We start from the raw sequence: 17,808 nt of genomic DNA on the forward strand, positions 1-17,808 counted from the left end.
TATCCTTTGGGAAGTGGCGTTTTAATTCCACGAAAATTGAGCACTTAGCCTGACGTTTGAGACACGCGACTTGACCACCCGGCCAGCGACACGCCAGACAACCTATCATTATATCCATACCAGCACCATGCCCATCATTCGACCAAGCCAAACCAAGGACATTCCCCAAATTACCCGCATTTACGCCCACCATGTCCTGCATGGCACCGGCACTTTTGAAGTGGAGCCGCCCACCGAAGCAGACATGACCCAGCGCCGTGACGACGTTTTGAACCGCGGATTGCCTTATCTGGTCGCCGCTGATGGCGACACCGTGCTCGGATTTGCTTATTGCAACTGGTTCAAGCCCCGACCAGCCTACCGCTACTCCGCCGAGGACTCGATTTACATCGCATCCCAAGCCATGGGCACGGGCCTGGGGCGCGCCCTGTTGGGCGAATTGAGTACCCAGGCCGAACGAGTAGGCATCAGAAAACTCATTGCCGTGATCGGAGATTCTGGCAATACCGGCTCCATCGGTGTACATCGGGCCGCTGGCTTTGAGCACGTTGGCATACTGAAGTCCTGCGGCTGGAAATTTGACCGTTGGCTGGATGTGGTGATGATGGAAAAAGCCCTGGGTCAGGGCGACTCCTGCGCACCGTGCTGAATGCCGCGCCCGGACCGATGACGGCTACATCACATGGACACTGACCCAATAAGCCAAGGCAGCCACAAAAGCACTGGCCGGGATGGTCAAAATCCAGGCCCAGATGATGTTGCCCGCAACCCCCCAACGCACCGCGCTGGCACGCTGCACCGAACCAACCCCCACAATGGCTCCAGTGATGGTGTGGGTGGTCGACACCGGAATACCAATGGCCGTTGCCAAAAACAAGGTCAACGCGCCGCCGGTTTCGGCACAAAAACCACCCACCGGCTTGAGTTTGGTGATCTTCTGACCCATTGTTTTCACAATGCGCCAGCCACCAAACATCGTCCCCAGGCCAATGGCTGAATAACAGACCAGAATCACCCAGGTGGGCGGCGATGTATCAGAAGAGGCGGTGTAACCCGTCGCTATCAGCAACATCCAGATGATGCCGATGGTCTTTTGCGCATCATTGCCACCGTGCCCCAGGCTATATGCTCCTGCCGAGAGCAGTTGCAAGCGCCTGAACCACTTGTCAACCTTCAGGGGTCTGACGTCCCGGCAAATCCAGGCCACCAACACCAACATGGCGGAACCCAACAAGAATCCCAGCAAGGGGGAAACAAAGATAAAAACAATGGTCTTCAGAATCCCCGAGGAAATCAGGGAAGCCGTTCCGGCCTTGGCCACTGCTGCCCCGGCAATCCCTCCGATCAGGGCATGTGATGAGCTGCTGGGGATACCGTAGTACCAGGTGACGAAATTCCAGACAATCGCCCCCACCAGCGCGCCAAACACCACGTGGGTGTCGACCACTCCGGGCAACACAATGCCTTTGCCAACCGTAGCCGCCACACTCAGGTGAAAGACAAAGATCGCAATCACGTTGAAAAACGCGGCAAAGATCACCGCCTGCCCGGGTTTGAGAACGCCAGTGGAAACCACGGTCGCAATCGAATTGGCTGCGTCGTGAAATCCATTCATGAAGTCAAAAAGGATCGCCAGCAACACCAAAACCGCCACCACCCACAATGCCGCTTGAACCGTTTCCATAATGTGATGATCCCCGACAGATCAGGAGTTTTCGAGGATGACACCCTCGATCAGATTTGCCACATCCTCACATTTGTCGGTGATGGTCTCAAGCAACTCATAAATGGCCTTGAGTTTGATCACCTCACGCACATCTGGTTCTTCGCGGAACAGCTTGCTCATGGCGCTGCGCATGACCCGGTCTGCATCACTTTCGAGCTTGTCAATTTCATCACAGGTTTTCAAGGCAGCCTCGGCGGTCGATGGTTCTGCAATTTTCCCAAGCAAGTTGACAGCATCACGCACCCGCTCACAACACTTGACACTGAGATCGGTCAATCGTGTGATTTCTTCCGTCATGTGCCGCACGTCATACAGGGCCATGGTTTCGGCCGAATCCTGGAGCAGGTCAGCCACGTCATCCATGGTGTTGATCAGGCCGTGAATCTGCTCACGATCAATCGGCGTGATAAACGTCTTGTGGAGGGCCTTGTTGACCTCGTGGGTGACCCGATCTGCTGACCCTTCTGCAGAATCAACTTCCCGGTGGTATTTCTCTCGCAACTGCAGATCACTGTAATGCGTGACCAAGTTGGAAAACGCATGCGCAGCGTCAACGATGTGGTCCGCATGCTGGTTGAACATATTGAAAAAATTGTCGTCACGCGGAAGCAGCTTGCCAAAAAACACAGTGAACTCCTTAGGGGATAGGCCAGTTTGATGAACAAACCGTCAATGCTGGGAGTTTAACCTTCAGGCTCCATCACACTCCAGCAAAAACGCCCCGCAGTTCGAACTGCGGGGCGCAAAAACACCTGCTCTTGTCTGGGGTGCACTCAAGGCAACACAGTCCAGGCACACCCCGGCTGCGTTACCCGCCCCGGCTATCGGCGATCTCAGGCCGAAGTGGTTTCCTTGACGGTGGCAGCAGCATCGGTGTAATCCTGCACCTTGTCAAAGTTCAGGTATTGATAGATTTTGCTGCTGGCAGCTGTCAACACCCCCATATCGGCCATGTACTCCTCTTTGCTGGGAATACGCCCCAGTTTGGAACAGATCGCTGCCAGCTCGGCGCTTCCCAGATACACATAACTGTTCTTGCCCAGACGGTTCGGGAAGTTACGTGTGGAAGTGGAAAACACCGTAGCGCCTTCTTTCACCTGTGCCTGATTGCCCATGCACAAACTGCAGCCGGGCATTTCCATGCGTGCACCGGCCGAACCCAGCACACCGTAATGACCTTCTTCGGTCAGTTGTTTGGCATCCATCTTGGTAGGAGGCGCCATCCACAGCTTGACCGGAATGTCACGCTTGTTTTCCAACAACTTGGAGGCCGCACGGAAGTGCCCGATGTTGGTCATGCACGAGCCGATGAACACTTCATCGATCTTGGCACCAGCCACTTCGGACAGGGTTTTCACGTCATCGGGATCGTTCGGACAAGCCACGATCGGCTCATGAATGTCAGCCAGATCGATTTCGATCACACTGGCATATTCAGCATCCGAGTCCGCCTTGAGCAATTGTGGATTGGCCAGCCAGGCTTCCATGGCTTTGATGCGACGGTTGATGGTCCGCACGTCCGAGTAACCATTGGCAATCATCCACTTGAGCATGACAATGTTACTGTTGATGTACTCGATGATGGGTTCCTTATTGAGGTGAACCGTGCAACCGGCGGCACTGCGCTCGGCCGACGCGTCGCTCAACTCAAAGGCTTGTTCGACCTTGAGATCGGGCAACCCTTCAATTTCGAGAATACGTCCGGAGAACACATTCTTTTTGCCCTGCTTGGCGACCGTCAACTCGCCTGATTTGATCGCGTACAAGGGAATGGCGTTGACCAGATCACGCAAGGTGATTCCAGGCTGCATTTTCCCCTTGAACCGCACCAACACACTTTCGGGCATATCCAAAGGCATCACGCCCGTAGCTGCACCAAAGGCGACCAGACCAGAACCTGCTGGAAAGCTGATGCCGATCGGAAAACGGGTGTGGCTATCCCCGCCAGTGCCCACGGTATCAGGCAACAACATGCGATTGAGCCAGCTGTGGATGATGCCGTCACCTGGGCGCAACGGGATGCCACCACGATTGCTGATGAACTCAGGCAACTCGTGGTGCATTTTCACGTCCACCGGCTTCGGATATGCCGCCGTGTGGCAAAACGACTGCATCACCAGGTCCGCGCTGAAACCCAGGCAAGCCAAGTCCTTGAGTTCGTCACGGGTCATCGGTCCAGTCGTATCCTGAGAACCGACACTGGTCATCTTGGGTTCACAGTAGGTACCGGGCAGCACACCCTGACCTTCGGGCAGGCCGCAGGCACGTCCCACCATTTTTTGCGCCAGCGTGAAGCCCTTGCCAGTCGCCTTGGGGTTTTGTGGCAAGCGGAACAGCGTGGAGACGGGCAGGCTCAGGGCTTCGCGTGCCTTGGCGGTCAAGCCGCGACCGATGATCAGCGGAATCCGGCCACCAGCCCGCACCTCGTCAAACAACACGTCACTCTTGAGCTTGAACTCGGCGATGACTTTGCCATCCTTCAGTGCCCTGCCCTCATAAGGACGCAGCTCAATGGTGTCACCCATGTTCATCTGGCTCACGTCCAGCTCAATCGGCATGGCCCCCGCGTCTTCCATGGTGTTGTAGAAAATCGGGGCGATTTTCGAGCCCAGGCAAACACCCCCAAAACGCTTGTTGGGCACGAAGGGAATGTCCTCGCCGGTAAACCACAACACACTGTTGGTCGCCGACTTGCGACTGGAACCCGTGCCAACCACATCCCCCACATAGGCCACCAGATGACCACGGGCACGCAGGTCTTCAATGAACTTGACCGGACCACGCTTGCCGTCTTCCTCGGGCGTGATGCCATCACGCTTGTTCTTCAACATGGCCAGCGCATGCAGCGGAATGTCAGGCCGGCTCCAGGCATCAGGGGCGGGAGACAAATCATCCGTATTGGTTTCGCCAGTCACCTTGAACACGGTCAAAGTGATGCTTTGTGGCACTTCAGGACGGCTGGTGAACCACTCAGCATCAGCCCAGCTCTGCAAAACCGCCTTGGCATACGTATTGCCTTTGTCCGCCTTCTCTTTGACATCATGAAACTGATCAAACATCAGCAAGGTTTTTTTCAACGCTTCAGCGGCAACACTGGCAACGGCAGCGCTGTCGAGCAAATCAATCAATGGAGTCAGGTTATAACCACCCAACATGGTCCCCAGCAGTTCCACGGCTTTTTCAGGACTGATCAGCGGGCAGGTTTCAGTGCCATGCGCGACAGCCGCCAAGTAACTGGCCTTGACCTTGGCTGCATCGTCCACACCGGCAGGCACACGATAAGTGATCAACTCCAGCAAAAACGCTTCCTCCCCCGCAGGAGGATTCTTCAGCAACTCAATCAGCGCAGCGGTCTGTTGCGCAGTGAGGGGCAAAGCGGGAATGCCAAGGGCCGCACGCTCAGCGACGTGTGCACGATAGGCTTGCAACATGATTAACTCCTTATCGATCAAAAAAATATTTCGGTGAAGTGATCAAGCGTTATTTACTGAACAGCGCTTGATGAAGACGGGATGGCAGCCTGGGAAGATGTCGCAGGCTGCCCGTTACCGGGCAAGGGCTCCAGCAAACTCGGCGGCGGATTTTTTTCCATGGCAGCAGCCACGGCCACCTGAGATGGGCTCATGCAGGCGTCAGCCAGCCTGGAGCCCAGTTTTTGACTCATCAACATGGATTTGTTCGACAACTGCAGCCAGACGGCGCCAGCATGGGTATCTTCCAGGCGGATCGCTCCGGTACTGCTGATCACCGGCACCATACGGAATTTGTGTTGTTTGCTCTGAATATCAAAATACCCTGGCATCTTGGCATCGGCCACAACATTGACATAGTCCCCCAACTCACAAGGTAGTCGCCCCACTTCCACTTGTTGTGCGATGGCCAATTCAGCTGGCGTCAACGCAGCTTCAGCAGCCCGGACGCCAGAAGCCATTTGGTTCGCCTTGGTTTTTAGCTCAAGACGGCTCTTGGACAGGGATTTGGCAGGCTTTTTTTCCGGCTGCCCCATGCACCAGCTTGTTGTCGTCGCCAGCATCCCCAGCACCAGCAGCCGCTTGAGCGGGAAACACCGGCCATTCTCGAAGCGTGAATTCATGATGAAACTCTCCTGTGACTGATAACAACCAACACTCACGACATAAAAAACTTTTGCGCTGGATCATCGCGATGCAAACGGGCAGTTTGGTGCGCCTTTTCCAGCACTTGCCAGAAATAGCGGTAACTGGCCCGATCATGCAACCGGCCACTGACCGATATCGGCGCCCAATCTGCTGCTTGTGCGGCACAAATAATATGACTTGCCAGAGCAACCTCGCTCTCGGCGGGTGCAAAAGCCGCCAGAATTGGACGAATCTGGTCAGGGTGAATACTCCACATCCGTGTAAAGCCGAACAAACGACTCGCGCGCTGCGCGGCCAATTGCACAACCTCCGGTTTTTTGAATTCGGTCACCACACAATGTGATGGCACCTTGCCATGAGCATGACAGGCCGAGGCGATTTCAAGCTTGGCACGCACCACCAGCGGATGACTGAACTGATCCAGATCCTCACCCGGGACCGGCATCGCCATGCCCATCGCCGCAGCCGGGATGGCACCGCCATGCGCAGACACAAAATCCATCAGTCCAAAACTGAGTGACTGAACACGCGGATGGGCCGCAATGGCCGCCACCTGCTGCACTGCCAGTGGCGACTCGATCAAGGCATGAATCGGCAAGGGTTCAGATCGGACCGAAGACGGCAACACCGCATCAATCAACTGCAATGCCCGATGGATGTCGATGACCGACTCCACTTTGGGCAACATCAGATGACACAAGGCTGCACCGGCGCCACCCACAACAATAGCCACATCCTGCTCGAACGCAGGATGATCCACCGGATGAACCCGCACCGCAACCCGAGATACACCATTTATTGCTATGTTATTAATAGCATTAAAATGTCTATTGACGTGGGTCGCAACCATATTTGCATGGTCTTTTTCGCCACCAACAGGTGCACCGTCTTCGCAATCCAGCGTGACATCAAAAACACAGGTACCGAACTCCTGCGCCAATTCGGCCTGCAAGGCCAAACTCTTGACCATACGCGACTCGACGCCACAGTAGTGATCACACACCGGCAAGGGCGCTGCCACAGCAGCGCCCAGCAGAACGTGGCGTGGATGGGTCACGATCCCGACTCTACAACCCAATCGTTACAGCAGATGTGCGACGCCAGCCTGTTCGTCCTGCAACTCTTTGAGCGTTTTGTTGATGCATTCCTGGCTGAAGGCGTCAATGGCCAAGCCTTCGACCACCTTGTATTCGCCACCTGAACAAGTCACCGGGAAGCCGAACATCGTGTCGTTCGGAATGCCATACTGCCCATCGGATGGAATCCCCATGGTGACCCATTTGCCATTGGTGCCCAGAGCCCAGTCGCGCATGTGGTCAATTGCCGCGTTGGCGGCCGACGCTGCAGACGACACACCACGTGCGGCAATGATGGCGGCACCACGTTTACCCACGGTGGGCAGGAAAGTGTTGGCATTCCAATCCTGGTCATTGATCATGTCCTTGACACTTTCGCCATTGATGGTGGCAAAACGGTAATCTGCGTACATGGTCGGCGAGTGGTTACCCCAAACCGCCATTTTTTCAATGTCGGCAACAGCCTTGCCGGTCTTGGAGGCCAGCTGGCTCAGAGCGCGGTTGTGATCCAGACGCAGCATGGCAGTGAAGTTCTTGCGCGGCAGATTTGGCGCACTCTTCATGGCAATGTAGGCATTGGTGTTGGCCGGATTACCCACCACCAGCACCTTGACATTGCGGCTGGCCACAGCATTCAGCGCCTTGCCTTGTGCCGTGAAAATCTCGGCATTCACGGCCAACAACTCGGCACGCTCCATACCTGGACCACGCGGACGGGAACCAATCAACAACGCGTAATCCACATCCTTGAAAGCCGTCATGGGATCACTGTGTGCCTCCATGCCCACAAGCAACGGGAAAGCACAATCCTGAAGCTCCATCATCACCCCTTGGAGCGCTTGTTGAGCCTTCTCAACAGGCACCTCCAACAAGCTCAAAACCACCGGCTGATCCTTGCCCAACATTTCGCCAGAGGCGATGCGAAACAAAATGGCATAACCAATTTGACCTGCTGCGCCAGTGACAGCAACACGGACGGGTTTCTTGCTCATAGTAAAACTCCAGAGATTTATATAGAAAAGATTCGGTAGTGCCGGGCGGTCGATCAAAGTCCATCCGCGTCAAGCCTGTGGAGTGTACTCTTGAAAACAGGTTATCGTCAACTTGTCTTATATCTTATATAAGATATGATTGGCAAAAAACGGCATTGGCCAACACGAGACATTTTTCCATGCAAACCACGCCAGAATCCAGTACCGAATCCAGTCAGCCTCAGACCAACGCGGCCACCTCAAATACCGCCAATGTCACTCCGGCATTCAGCCCCCTGTACCAGCAAATCAAGGGACTGATTCTTGGCAGTCTGCGAGACGGCGAATGGAAGCCCGGGGAAGCCATTCCAAGCGAAATGGACCTGGCTCTGCGCTTTCGAGTCAGCCAAGGCACCGTACGCAAGGCCATCGACGAACTCGCGGCAGAGAACCTGCTACTGCGCCGCCAGGGCAAAGGAACCTTTGTGGCCACACACGCCGAGCAACAGGTGCAATTTCGCTTCCTCAAGCTGGTCCCCGACAGTGGCACACGCGGCAGCGAAGGACCGGCCCAGCGCGACATCATCGAATGTCGTCGCGCCCGAGCTACTGCAGATGTCTCCCGTGCCCTGGCGCTACGCTCCGGCGACACCGTGCTTCAGGCCCGCCGGGTACTCAGCTTTGGCGGCATGCCGGTGATTCTGGAAGACATCTGGCTGCCAGCAGCCCCCTTCAAAGGCCTGACGGCCGAACGACTTGCCAACTACCAGGGACCGATGTACGCTTTGTTTGAAACAGAATTCAACGTTCGCATGGTTCGCGCCGAAGAAAAAATACGCGCCATTTCTGCAACCGAAATCCATGCAGCATTGCTGAAAGTTGCGCTGGGGACGCCGCTTCTCAGTGTCGAACGCATCGCCTATACCTATCAAGACGAACCCATGGAGTTACGCAGGGGCTACTACAGAACAGACACTCACCACTACCACAACGTCATCAATTAGACACTTGAGTTGACTCAGTTTGACCACGGATCACAAAATCACGATTCTTGATGAAGATGGGATCTATTTGGAGCAATTTAATCCTCAGTCATCGCGGCATATGATGCTGCATTGCAATAGAATTTCCGTCTGGCCAGCATTCACTGGTTACCAAGCAGTTACTCAAAACATAGAAAGCAACTTATGTCTGAAACAGCGGCTAGCACAGCAAAAAAACGTCCCGAGTTCCGTAACATCGATTTCCCCAGCTTGGTCAGTTACCGGTGGCCATTGGCGTCGCTGGCGTCCGGGATGCATCGGGTCAGTGGTGCCATCATGTTCTTCCTGATGCCCTTCATCATCTGGATGTTTGACAACTCCATCTCCTCCGAGATTTCGTTCATGAAATTCAAGGCGGCGTTCAACGTCGGCATGTTGGGGCTACCAGGCTTCATCTGGAAATTGGTGGTACTTGGCCTGATCTGGGCTGGTCTGCATCATTTCATTGCCGGCATCAGACACTTGTGGATGGACACACACCACGAACACGTGAGCAAGGATTTTGGTCGGCAAACAGCAGCCGTGGTGCTGGTACTGACGCTTAGCCTGACCGTGGCACTCGGTGCCAAGCTTTTTGGTCTTTACTAATTTTCAGGAGTCACTCATGTCCGTCAATTTTGGTTCCCACCGCACTGTCGTTGGTGCGCATTACGGAATGCGCGACTGGTTGTCACAGCGCGTTACGGCTGTTGTCATGGCACTTTTCACAGTGCTGGTTCTGGCGCAGGTCATCTTCAGCAAAGGCCCGGTCAGCTATGAACTCTGGGCCGGCATCTTTTCTGCACAATGGATGAAATTCCTGACCTTTGTTGTGATTCTGTCCATGCTCTTTCATGTCTGGGTTGGCATGCGCAACGTTTTTATGGACTACGTCAAACCTTATGCCGTGCGCTTCGTCATGCATGTCTTTGCTATCGTTTGGCTGGTTGGTTGCACCGGCTGGGCCATTCAGGTTCTGTGGCGTCTTTGAAGTAGTTATTCAACGCCATCAATGCAAGACCCCTGAGTCCCCTGCTTGGTTGCGACATCCAGAAAACAAGATTCTCAAAATATCATGACTGCAACTTCCAAACTCTCAACCCGTAAATTTGATGTAGTGATCATCGGCGCCGGTGGCGCTGGCATGAGCGCATCATTGCAACTTTCAAACGCGGGCCTCAACGTCGCCGTTCTGACCAAAGTGTTTCCGACCCGCTCACACACGGTGGCGGCACAAGGTGGTATTGGCGCAAGTCTTGGCAACATGGCCGAGGACAACTGGCACTACCACTTCTACGACACGATCAAAGGCTCTGACTGGCTGGGTGACCAGGATGCCATCGAATTCATGTGCCGCGAAGCACCCAAGGTCGTTTATGAACTTGAACACTTTGGCATGCCATTTGACCGCAATCCAGACGGCACGATTTACCAGCGCCCGTTTGGCGGCCACTCCAGTAACTACGGTGAAAAGCCAGTGCAACGCGCCTGCGCGGCTGCCGACCGTACGGGTCACGCCATGCTGCACACGCTTTACCAGCAAAACGTCAAAGCGCGCACCAACTTCTTTGTCGAATGGATGGCGCTGGATCTGATCCGCGACGCGGATGGGGATGTGGTGGGTGTCACTGCCCTTGAGATGGAAACCGGCGAAGTACACATTCTGCAAGCCAAATGCGTGATGATGGCCTCCGGCGGTGCAGGCCGCATCTTTGCGGCCTCCACCAATGCGTTTATCAATACCGGTGATGGTCTGGGAATGGCCGCACGTGCAGGCATTCCGCTGCAGGACATGGAGTTCTGGCAATTCCACCCCACCGGTGTGCACGGTGCCGGGGTACTGTTGACTGAAGGTTGCCGCGGCGAAGGCGCCATTTTGCGCAACAGCAACGGCGAGCGCTTCATGGAGCGTTATGCCCCCACGATGAAAGATTTGGCACCCCGTGATTTCGTGTCGCGCTGCATGGATCAGGAAATCAAGGAAGGTCGCGGCTGCGGCCCCAACAAGAATTACATCAATCTGGATATGACCCACCTGGGTGCAGACACCATTGCTTTGCGACTGCCCAGTGTGCAAGAAATCGGCCACAACTTTGCCAACGTGGACATCACCAAAGAGCCAATTCCGGTGATTCCGACCAACCACTATCAGATGGGTGGTATTCCGAGCAGCATCAGCGGCCAGGTGGTTGTTCCTGATGGTGCCGGGGCACAAAAAATTGTGAACGGTTTGTATGCAGTTGGCGAATGTTCTTGTGTCAGTGTCCATGGTGCCAACCGCCTGGGTACCAACTCTTTGCTTGACATCGTCGTCTTTGGGCGCGCTGCCGGTTTGCACATCATTGAGTTCAACGACAAGAACAAAGAGCACAAACCCCTGCCAGAAAACGCAGCTGACATCTCCCTGGAACGCCTCAACCGCCTGAATTCAGCCAAGACAGGTGAATATGCGCAGGCGGTGGCCAATGACATGCGTGACATCATGCAACAACACGCCAGCGTTTTCCGTACCCAAGCCAGCATGGATGAAGGTGTGGGCAAAATTGCCAAACTGAGAGAGCGTGTTGGCAATATTGCCCTGGCTGACAAATCCAACATCTTCAACACCGCACGCATCGAGGCGCTTGAAGTCGAAAACATGATTGAAGTCGCACAAGCGACCATGGTGTCAGCCGCTGCGCGCCATGAATGCCGGGGTGCCCACAGTGTGCTGGATTACGACCGTCCTGCAGATGACCCCACCTGCCCACTTGGCCGTGATGATGTCAATTGGCTGAAACACACCTTGTGGGATAGCGCCACCAACAGTCTGAGCTACAAGCCGGTCAACCTCAAGCCGCAGAGTGTGGCATCCATTCCACCCAAGGTCCGCACGTTCTGACAACCTGCCATCTTGGCTCCACGCTCTGCCCCTTTGACCTAGAAAGCGAATCATGGCTAAACGTACTATCCAAATTTACCGCTACAACCCTGATACCGACAGCAAGCCCTACATGCAGACCATTGAGATTGAGCTCGATGGCACCGAGCGCATGCTGCTCGATGTGTTGACCAAACTCAAACAAATCGACCCGACGATTTCATACCGCCGCTCTTGCCGCGAAGGTATCTGTGGTTCCGATGCCATGAACATCAATGGCAAGAACGGTTTGGCCTGCCTGGTCAACATGCGCACGTTGCCCGATACCATCGTGCTTAAACCACTGCCTGGGCTACCGGTGATTCGCGACTTGATCGTCGACATGACGCTGTTCTTCCAGCAATATCACTCCATCAAGCCTTACCTGATCAACGACAGCCGTCCTCCCGAAAAGGAGCGCCTGCAGAGCCCGGAAGAGCGCGATGAACTCAACGGCTTGTACGAATGCATCTTGTGCGCCAGCTGCTCGACAAGCTGTCCCGTTTTCTGGTGGAACCCTGACAAGTTTGTTGGCCCCGCGGGTCTGTTGCAAGCCTATCGCTTCATCGCAGACAGCCGAGATGCGGCCACCAGCGAGCGACTTGACAATCTGGAAGATCCCTACCGTCTCTTCCGTTGCACGACGATCATGAATTGTGTCGATGTGTGCCCCAAGGGTTTAAATCCGACCAAGGCCATTGGCAAGATCAAGGAATTGATGGTCCGCCGCGCCATTTGATACGTCATGGGAAACATTTCGCAGGTCGCATCGGACGAGCTGATCGACGAAAGAGCACTGAGCAAACTCAAGTGGCGTAGCCGCCGAGGTCTGCTTGAAAACGATTTGTTCATTGATCGTTTTTTCAATCAGTTTTCCTCCACCTTGACTGTCAAGCAGGCGCAAGGTCTGAGCGCTCTAATGGAGCTAAGCGATGCCGATCTTCTTGACCTGCATCTTGGGCGCAAGTCGCTCGCGCAGGCTCATCCAGATCTGGTTCGCGATGATGTTTCTGAAGTTTTGAGTATGTTAAGAGCCACCCCGAAAGGTCAAAATGAAACTAGCTGAAAATAAAGCAACCCTGTCGTTCAGCAACGGCAGCCCCAGCGTCGAGTTGCCCGTTTATCAAGGTAATGTCGGCCCCGATGTGATCGACATCCGTAAGCTCTACGCGCAAACCGGCATGTTCACTTATGACCCCGGTTTCCTGTCAACAGCATCGTGTCAATCGGCCATCACCTACATTGACGGCGATAAGGGTGAACTGCTGTATCGCGGCTACCCCATCGAACAGCTGGCGACCCAGTGTGATTACCTTGACACCTGTTATCTGCTGCTCAAGGGTGAACTGCCCAAGCAAAATGAACGCACGGATTTCCACAAGCTCATCATCAACCACACCATGGTTCATGAGCAAATGCAGTTCTTTCTGCGTGGTTTCCGTCGCGACGCTCACCCCATGGCGGTATTGACTGGCTTGGTGGGGGCCCTGTCGGCGTTCTATCACGACAGTACGGATATCAACAATCCAGAACACCGTGAGATTGCAGCCATCCGTTTGATTGCCAAAATGCCAACCCTGGTGGCCATGGCGTACAAATACGGTGTCGGCCAGCCCTACATGTACCCACGCAACGACCTAAGCTACGCAGGCAACTTCCTGCGCATGATGTTCGGCACTCCTTGCGAGGACTACAAGGTCAACCCGGTGCTGGAACGCGCCCTGGATCGCATCTTCATCCTGCACGCTGACCACGAGCAGAACGCCTCAACCTCCACCGTGCGTTTGTGCGGCTCGTCGGGTACCAACCCCTTTGCAGCCATTGCTGCAGGTGTGGCCTGTTTGTGGGGTCCGGCGCATGGTGGTGCCAACGAAGCCTGCCTGAACATGCTTGAAGACATCCAGCGTCAAGGCGGTGTCGCCAAGGTGGGCCAGTTCATGGAACAGGTCAAGGACAAGAACTCCGGTGTCAAGCTCATGGGTTTTGGCCACCGCGTGTACAAGAATTACGACCCACGTGCCAAGCTCATGCAAGAGACCTGCAATGAAGTGCTCGCCGAACTGGGCCTGGAAAACGACCCGCTGTTCAAACTGGCAAAACAGCTCGAGAAGATCGCGCTGGAGGACGATTATTTCGTCCAACGCAAGCTGTATCCCAATGTGGACTTCTACTCCGGCATCGTTCAGCGAGCCATCGGCATACCAGTCAACCTGTTCACCGGCATCTTCGCCTTGGCTCGTACCGTCGGCTGGATTGCCCAACTGAACGAAATGATCGGAGATCCGGAATACAAGATTGGCCGTCCACGCCAGTTGTTCACAGGCTCTGTGACACGTGCCGTGAAGCCAATCAACGAGCGCTGAACAAGCTTGCACTCCCTAAGCCCGCCGGCTGCTAACTCTGGCGGGCTTTTTTATTGGGCGCCCTACTTTGTTACGCACCGTTTAAAATCACTGGATAGACCTGAAGAAGATGGTACGCATGGAATCAAAATCTCAAGCCCGCACGCTTTACGACAAACTCTGGGACGAGCATGTCGTGCATACCGAAGAAGATGGCACCGCGATGCTCTACATTGACCGTCATCTGGTTCATGAAGTCACCAGCCCACAGGCGTTTGAAGGATTGCGTCAGGCCAATCGTCCGTTGTGGCGCATCAGTTCCATTGTGGCTACCGCAGATCACAACACACCGACCAACGGATGGGAACGCGGTTATGACGGCATCACCGATCCCACCAGCAAAGAACAAGTGTTGACACTAGATGCCAATATCCATGAATACGGCGCAGCCGCCTATTACCCGTTCTTATCCAAACGCCAGGGCATCGTGCATGTCATTGGCCCTGAAAGCGGGGCAACGCTTCCGGGTATGACTGTGGTCTGCGGCGACTCCCATACCTCGACCCATGGTGCTTTTGGCGCCTTGGCGCATGGTATAGGCACCAGTGAGGTCGAGCATGTGATGGCCACACAGACCTTGCTGGCCAAGAAGGCCAAAAACATGCTGATCCAGGTCGAGGGCACATTGCCCCGCGGCTGTAGCGGCAAGGATATCGTGCTGGCTGTGATTGGCCGGATCGGCACTGCTGGCGGCACGGGTTACACCATTGAATTTGCTGGTTCAGCCATCCGCGCCCTGAGCATGGAGGGTCGCATGACCGTCTGCAACATGGCGATCGAGGCAGGTGCCCGTGCCGGTCTGGTTGCTGTGGACGAGAAAACCATCCAATACATCAAAGGCCGCCCACTGGCCCCCGGATCCGGCGCTGCCAGTGAAGCCGCGGCGGCTGTTGAATGGGATCAGGCCGTGACTTACTGGAAGACGCTGCACTCAGACCCCGGTGCCCACTTTGACACCACATTGGAGATTGACGCGTCCACACTGGTGCCACAGGTGACTTGGGGCACCTCCCCTGAAATGGTACTGGGCATCAACGACCGCGTTCCAGACCCCGACAAGGAAAAGGATCTCAACAAACGCGGTGCCATTGAGCGCGCGCTGGCCTACATGGGACTAGAACCCGGTAAGGCACTGAACGACCTGTATGTGGACAAAGTGTTCATCGGTTCCTGTACCAACAGTCGAATCGAGGACATCCGCGAAGCTGCGGCCATCGTCAAGACCATGGGCCGCAAGGTCGCGTCCAACATCCGGCTCGCCATGGTGGTGCCAGGTTCCGGTTTAGTCAAGGAGCAAGCCGAACGCGAAGGTCTGCATGAGATATTTAAAGCAGCAGGCTTTGACTGGCGTGAACCAGGTTGCTCCATGTGCCTGGCCATGAATGCCGACCGGCTTGAACCCGGTGAACGTTGTGCCTCCACCAGCAACCGCAATTTTGAGGGCCGTCAAGGTGCTGGCGGGCGCACGCATCTGGTCAGCCCGGCCATGGCCGCTGCTGCGGCCATCCAGGGACATTTTGTCGATGTCCGCAAATTTGTCTGACTCTCACTTCAAGGATTGCCCCATGAAAACATGTGTCACCTGGTTGTTCATTGCAAGTTTTTTAACGCTGGCCGGTTGCAACACCGTTAAAGGTGTCGGTCAAGACCTGCAAAAAGCGGGCGAAAAAATCGAAGGCGCGGCCAAGAAAAACTAAGGTTTACATGCAGAAATTTTCATTACTCAAAGGCCTTGTAGCCCCGATGGACAGGGAAAACGTCGACACCGATGCGATCATCCCGAAGCAGTTTCTCAAATCCATCCGCAAAACCGGTTTTGGCCCCAACCTGTTCGACGAATGGCGCTATCTTGACGCCGGTTATCCTGGACAGGATCCTGCCAGCCGCAAACCCAACCCCGACTTTGTCCTGAACCAGCCCCGCTTTCAGGGTGCCTCCATTTTGCTGGCGCGCAAGAATTTCGGTTGCGGCTCGTCACGTGAACACGCCCCCTGGGCACTGGAACAGTTCGGCTTTCGCACCATCATTGCGCCCAGCTACGCCGATATCTTCTTCAATAACAGCTTCAAGAATGGTCTGCTCCCCATCGTGCTGAGCGAAGCACAGGTCAGCCAGTTGTTTGATGAAGTCAAGGCCTTTGCTGGCTATACCCTGACCATTGACCTGGCGCGTCAAGTCGTGGTCAAGCCCAATGGCGAAGAACTGCCGTTTGAGGTCCAGCCATTTCGCAAGTACTGCCTGCTTAACGGACTCGATGACATTGGCCTAACCCTGCGTCATGCTGACAAGATCAAGGCCTTTGAAGCACAACGTTTGGCACAAAAACCCTGGCTAGCCCACACCATGATTGGTTAATTAGCTATAGTTTTTGATATTCCACGGAGTCGCCCGCAGTCCATGCACTGACGGATGACTGCGTCCCCCACTCTCTAAAAACTCTCCATCCATCATGAAAATTGCAGTGTTGCCGGGTGACGGCATTGGTACCGAAATCGTGGCCGAGGCGGTCAAGGTCTTGAACGTGCTGGGCCTGCCCCTGGAAATGGAAACCGCCCTGGTCGGTGGTGCCGCCTACGAAGCCCATGGTCACCCGCTGCCCGAGTCCACGCTCAAACTCGCCAAGGAAGCCGACGCGGTTTTGTTCGGTGCCGTCGGTGACTGGAAGTACGACACGCTGGACCGCCCGCTGCGCCCCGAGCAGGCCATTCTGGGCCTGCGCAAGAACCTGGGTCTGTTTGCCAACTTCCGCCCGGCCATCTGCTATGAGCAACTGGTGGGGGCGTCGAGCCTCAAGCCTGAACTGATTGCCGGGCTGGACATCCTGATCATCCGTGAACTGACCGGTGACATCTACTTTGGCCAGCCGCGCGGCCGCCGCATCGCCACCGATGGCCACTTCCCCGGTGCCGAGGAGGCGTATGACACCATGCGCTACAGCAAGCCCGAGATCGAGCGCATTGCCCACGTCGCCTTCCAGGCCGCCCGCAAGCGCAGCAAGCGCGTGACCAGTGTGGACAAGGCCAACGTGCTGGAAACCTTTCAGCTCTGGAAAGATGTGGTCACCGAAGTGGGCCAGCAGTACCCGGACGTGGCGCTTGATCACATGTATGTGGACAACGCTGCCATGCAACTGGTCAAGGCACCTAAACGTTTTGATGTGGTGGTGACCGGCAATATGTTTGGCGACATCCTGTCGGACGAGGCTTCGATGCTGACCGGATCGATCGGCATGCTGCCCTCGGCCAGCCTGAATGCCGCCAACCAGGGCCTGTACGAACCCAGCCACGGCAGCGCGCCCGATATTGCCGGCAAAGGTATCGCCAACCCGCTGGCCACGATTCTGAGCGCGGCGATGATGCTGCGCTTCAGTCTGAACCAGGAAGAAGCCGCGCAGCGCATTGAAGCGGCCGTGAAGGCGGTGCTGGCCCAGGGCCTGCGCACTGCCGACATCTACAGCGAAGGCACGACCCGCGTCAGTACCCGCGAGATGGGCGACGCGGTTGTCAAGGCGTTGTAAGGGCCTCGATTACAATCGGCCCATGCACCCCCATTCCCCCACCCTACTTGCACGGCCCGTCAGCGGCCTTGCGGTGC

At 55.5% G+C, this 17,808-nt stretch carries 18 protein-coding genes; 12 read left to right on the forward strand and 6 right to left on the reverse strand.

The genetic code is table 11. The annotated features are described in order from the left end of the window. Positions 1-127: 127 nt before the first annotated feature. Entirely contained in the window at positions 128-649 is a 522-nt protein-coding gene (locus PHW99_RS03050) for a GNAT family N-acetyltransferase (protein ID WP_300173683.1), read from the forward strand. Positions 650-673: 24 nt separating this feature from the next. On the opposite strand, the gene PHW99_RS03055 is transcribed toward PHW99_RS03050, so the two are convergent. The 6 genes from PHW99_RS03055 to PHW99_RS03080 all read right to left on the reverse strand — a co-directional run bounded on the left by PHW99_RS03055 (position 674) and on the right by PHW99_RS03080 (position 7,912). Next, positions 674-1,684: an inorganic phosphate transporter gene (locus tag PHW99_RS03055; RefSeq protein WP_300173684.1), complete on the reverse strand. Its 1,011-nt coding sequence runs from the start codon at positions 1,682-1,684 to the stop codon at positions 674-676. A 21-nt stretch (positions 1,685-1,705) separates the two neighbouring features. Beyond that, positions 1,706-2,353 carry a DUF47 domain-containing protein gene (locus PHW99_RS03060; protein ID WP_300173686.1) on the reverse strand — a complete coding sequence of 216 codons (648 nt, stop codon included), beginning with the start codon at positions 2,351-2,353 and terminating at the stop codon, positions 1,706-1,708. 206 nt (positions 2,354-2,559) lie between these two features. Continuing rightward, complete coding sequence (gene acnB / locus PHW99_RS03065) at positions 2,560-5,157, reverse strand: bifunctional aconitate hydratase 2/2-methylisocitrate dehydratase (protein WP_300173688.1); 2,598 nt, start codon at positions 5,155-5,157, stop codon at positions 2,560-2,562. Positions 5,158-5,210: 53 nt separating this feature from the next. Then, the gene (locus PHW99_RS03070; RefSeq protein WP_300173690.1) at positions 5,211-5,819 is read right to left on the reverse strand and encodes a hypothetical protein; all 609 of its coding nucleotides are present in this window, start codon (positions 5,817-5,819) and stop codon (positions 5,211-5,213) included. Between the two features lie 35 nt (positions 5,820-5,854). Then, the gene (locus tag PHW99_RS03075) at positions 5,855-6,901 is read right to left on the reverse strand and encodes an aldolase/citrate lyase family protein (RefSeq protein ID WP_300173692.1); all 1,047 of its coding nucleotides are present in this window, start codon (positions 6,899-6,901) and stop codon (positions 5,855-5,857) included. 24 nt (positions 6,902-6,925) lie between these two features. Continuing rightward, the gene (locus PHW99_RS03080) at positions 6,926-7,912 is read right to left on the reverse strand and encodes a malate dehydrogenase (RefSeq protein ID WP_300173694.1); all 987 of its coding nucleotides are present in this window, start codon (positions 7,910-7,912) and stop codon (positions 6,926-6,928) included. Between the two features lie 179 nt (positions 7,913-8,091). On the opposite strand from PHW99_RS03080, the gene PHW99_RS03085 reads away from it, so the two are divergent. The 11 genes from PHW99_RS03085 (at position 8,092) to leuB (ending at position 17,731) form a co-directional block, all read left to right on the forward strand. Beyond that, positions 8,092-8,895, forward strand: a complete 804-nt coding sequence (locus tag PHW99_RS03085; RefSeq protein ID WP_300173696.1) for a GntR family transcriptional regulator — start codon at positions 8,092-8,094, stop codon at positions 8,893-8,895. A gap of 183 nt (positions 8,896-9,078) precedes the next feature. Next, entirely contained in the window at positions 9,079-9,522 is a 444-nt protein-coding gene (gene sdhC / locus PHW99_RS03090) for a succinate dehydrogenase, cytochrome b556 subunit (protein WP_300173698.1), read from the forward strand. Positions 9,523-9,538: 16 nt separating this feature from the next. Then, the gene (sdhD, locus tag PHW99_RS03095) at positions 9,539-9,904 is read left to right on the forward strand and encodes a succinate dehydrogenase, hydrophobic membrane anchor protein (protein ID WP_300173700.1); all 366 of its coding nucleotides are present in this window, start codon (positions 9,539-9,541) and stop codon (positions 9,902-9,904) included. Positions 9,905-9,988: 84 nt separating this feature from the next. Then, positions 9,989-11,794: a succinate dehydrogenase flavoprotein subunit gene (sdhA, locus tag PHW99_RS03100; RefSeq protein WP_300173702.1), complete on the forward strand. Its 1,806-nt coding sequence runs from the start codon at positions 9,989-9,991 to the stop codon at positions 11,792-11,794. 52 nt (positions 11,795-11,846) lie between these two features. After that, positions 11,847-12,551: a succinate dehydrogenase iron-sulfur subunit gene (locus tag PHW99_RS03105; RefSeq protein ID WP_300173704.1), complete on the forward strand. Its 705-nt coding sequence runs from the start codon at positions 11,847-11,849 to the stop codon at positions 12,549-12,551. Positions 12,552-12,557: 6 nt separating this feature from the next. Continuing rightward, entirely contained in the window at positions 12,558-12,878 is a 321-nt protein-coding gene (locus PHW99_RS03110; RefSeq protein ID WP_300173706.1) for a succinate dehydrogenase assembly factor 2, read from the forward strand. Beyond that, positions 12,865-14,175, forward strand: coding sequence for a citrate synthase (locus PHW99_RS03115; RefSeq protein ID WP_300173708.1), 1,311 nt, complete (start codon positions 12,865-12,867; stop codon positions 14,173-14,175). The genes PHW99_RS03110 and PHW99_RS03115 overlap by 14 nt, the downstream gene beginning before the upstream one ends. 109 nt (positions 14,176-14,284) lie before the next feature. Then, positions 14,285-15,757, forward strand: a complete 1,473-nt coding sequence (leuC, locus tag PHW99_RS03120) for a 3-isopropylmalate dehydratase large subunit (RefSeq protein ID WP_300173710.1) — start codon at positions 14,285-14,287, stop codon at positions 15,755-15,757. Positions 15,758-15,779: 22 nt separating this feature from the next. After that, positions 15,780-15,911 (forward strand): entericidin A/B family lipoprotein, encoded by a 132-nt coding sequence (locus PHW99_RS03125; RefSeq protein WP_300173712.1) that lies wholly within the window; start codon positions 15,780-15,782, stop codon positions 15,909-15,911. A gap of 7 nt (positions 15,912-15,918) precedes the next feature. Next, on the forward strand, positions 15,919-16,569 hold the full coding sequence (gene leuD, locus PHW99_RS03130) for a 3-isopropylmalate dehydratase small subunit (RefSeq protein WP_300173714.1): 651 nt from the start codon (positions 15,919-15,921) through the stop codon (positions 16,567-16,569). 94 nt (positions 16,570-16,663) lie between these two features. Continuing rightward, positions 16,664-17,731, forward strand: a complete 1,068-nt coding sequence (gene leuB, locus PHW99_RS03135; protein ID WP_300173716.1) for a 3-isopropylmalate dehydrogenase — start codon at positions 16,664-16,666, stop codon at positions 17,729-17,731. Positions 17,732-17,808: the final 77 nt, after the last annotated feature.

It is taken from the genome of Rhodoferax sp. (assembly GCF_028689305.1).
Classification (GTDB): domain Bacteria; phylum Pseudomonadota; class Gammaproteobacteria; order Burkholderiales; family Burkholderiaceae_C; genus Rhodoferax.

What these genes read in the sequence shown, in the direction of transcription:
- sdhD (WP_300173700.1), top strand. Translation starts at nt 9,539, where the DNA reads ATGTCCGTCAATTTTGGTTCCCACCGCACTGTCGTTGGTGCGCATTAC.
- leuC (WP_300173710.1), top strand. Translation starts at nt 14,285, where the DNA reads ATGGTACGCATGGAATCAAAATCTCAAGCCCGCACGCTTTACGACAAA.
- leuB (WP_300173716.1), top strand. Translation starts at nt 16,664, where the DNA reads ATGAAAATTGCAGTGTTGCCGGGTGACGGCATTGGTACCGAAATCGTG.
- PHW99_RS03115 (WP_300173708.1), top strand. Translation starts at nt 12,865, where the DNA reads ATGAAACTAGCTGAAAATAAAGCAACCCTGTCGTTCAGCAACGGCAGC.
- acnB (WP_300173688.1), bottom strand. Translation starts at nt 5,157, where the DNA reads ATGTTGCAAGCCTATCGTGCACACGTCGCTGAGCGTGCGGCCCTTGGC.
- PHW99_RS03080 (WP_300173694.1), bottom strand. Translation starts at nt 7,912, where the DNA reads ATGAGCAAGAAACCCGTCCGTGTTGCTGTCACTGGCGCAGCAGGTCAA.
- PHW99_RS03105 (WP_300173704.1), top strand. Translation starts at nt 11,847, where the DNA reads ATGGCTAAACGTACTATCCAAATTTACCGCTACAACCCTGATACCGAC.
- PHW99_RS03125 (WP_300173712.1), top strand. Translation starts at nt 15,780, where the DNA reads ATGAAAACATGTGTCACCTGGTTGTTCATTGCAAGTTTTTTAACGCTG.
- PHW99_RS03085 (WP_300173696.1), top strand. Translation starts at nt 8,092, where the DNA reads ATGCAAACCACGCCAGAATCCAGTACCGAATCCAGTCAGCCTCAGACC.
- PHW99_RS03050 (WP_300173683.1), top strand. Translation starts at nt 128, where the DNA reads ATGCCCATCATTCGACCAAGCCAAACCAAGGACATTCCCCAAATTACC.
- sdhA (WP_300173702.1), top strand. Translation starts at nt 9,989, where the DNA reads ATGACTGCAACTTCCAAACTCTCAACCCGTAAATTTGATGTAGTGATC.
- PHW99_RS03070 (WP_300173690.1), bottom strand. Translation starts at nt 5,819, where the DNA reads ATGAATTCACGCTTCGAGAATGGCCGGTGTTTCCCGCTCAAGCGGCTG.
- sdhC (WP_300173698.1), top strand. Translation starts at nt 9,079, where the DNA reads ATGTCTGAAACAGCGGCTAGCACAGCAAAAAAACGTCCCGAGTTCCGT.
- PHW99_RS03055 (WP_300173684.1), bottom strand. Translation starts at nt 1,684, where the DNA reads ATGGAAACGGTTCAAGCGGCATTGTGGGTGGTGGCGGTTTTGGTGTTG.
- PHW99_RS03110 (WP_300173706.1), top strand. Translation starts at nt 12,558, where the DNA reads ATGGGAAACATTTCGCAGGTCGCATCGGACGAGCTGATCGACGAAAGA.
- leuD (WP_300173714.1), top strand. Translation starts at nt 15,919, where the DNA reads ATGCAGAAATTTTCATTACTCAAAGGCCTTGTAGCCCCGATGGACAGG.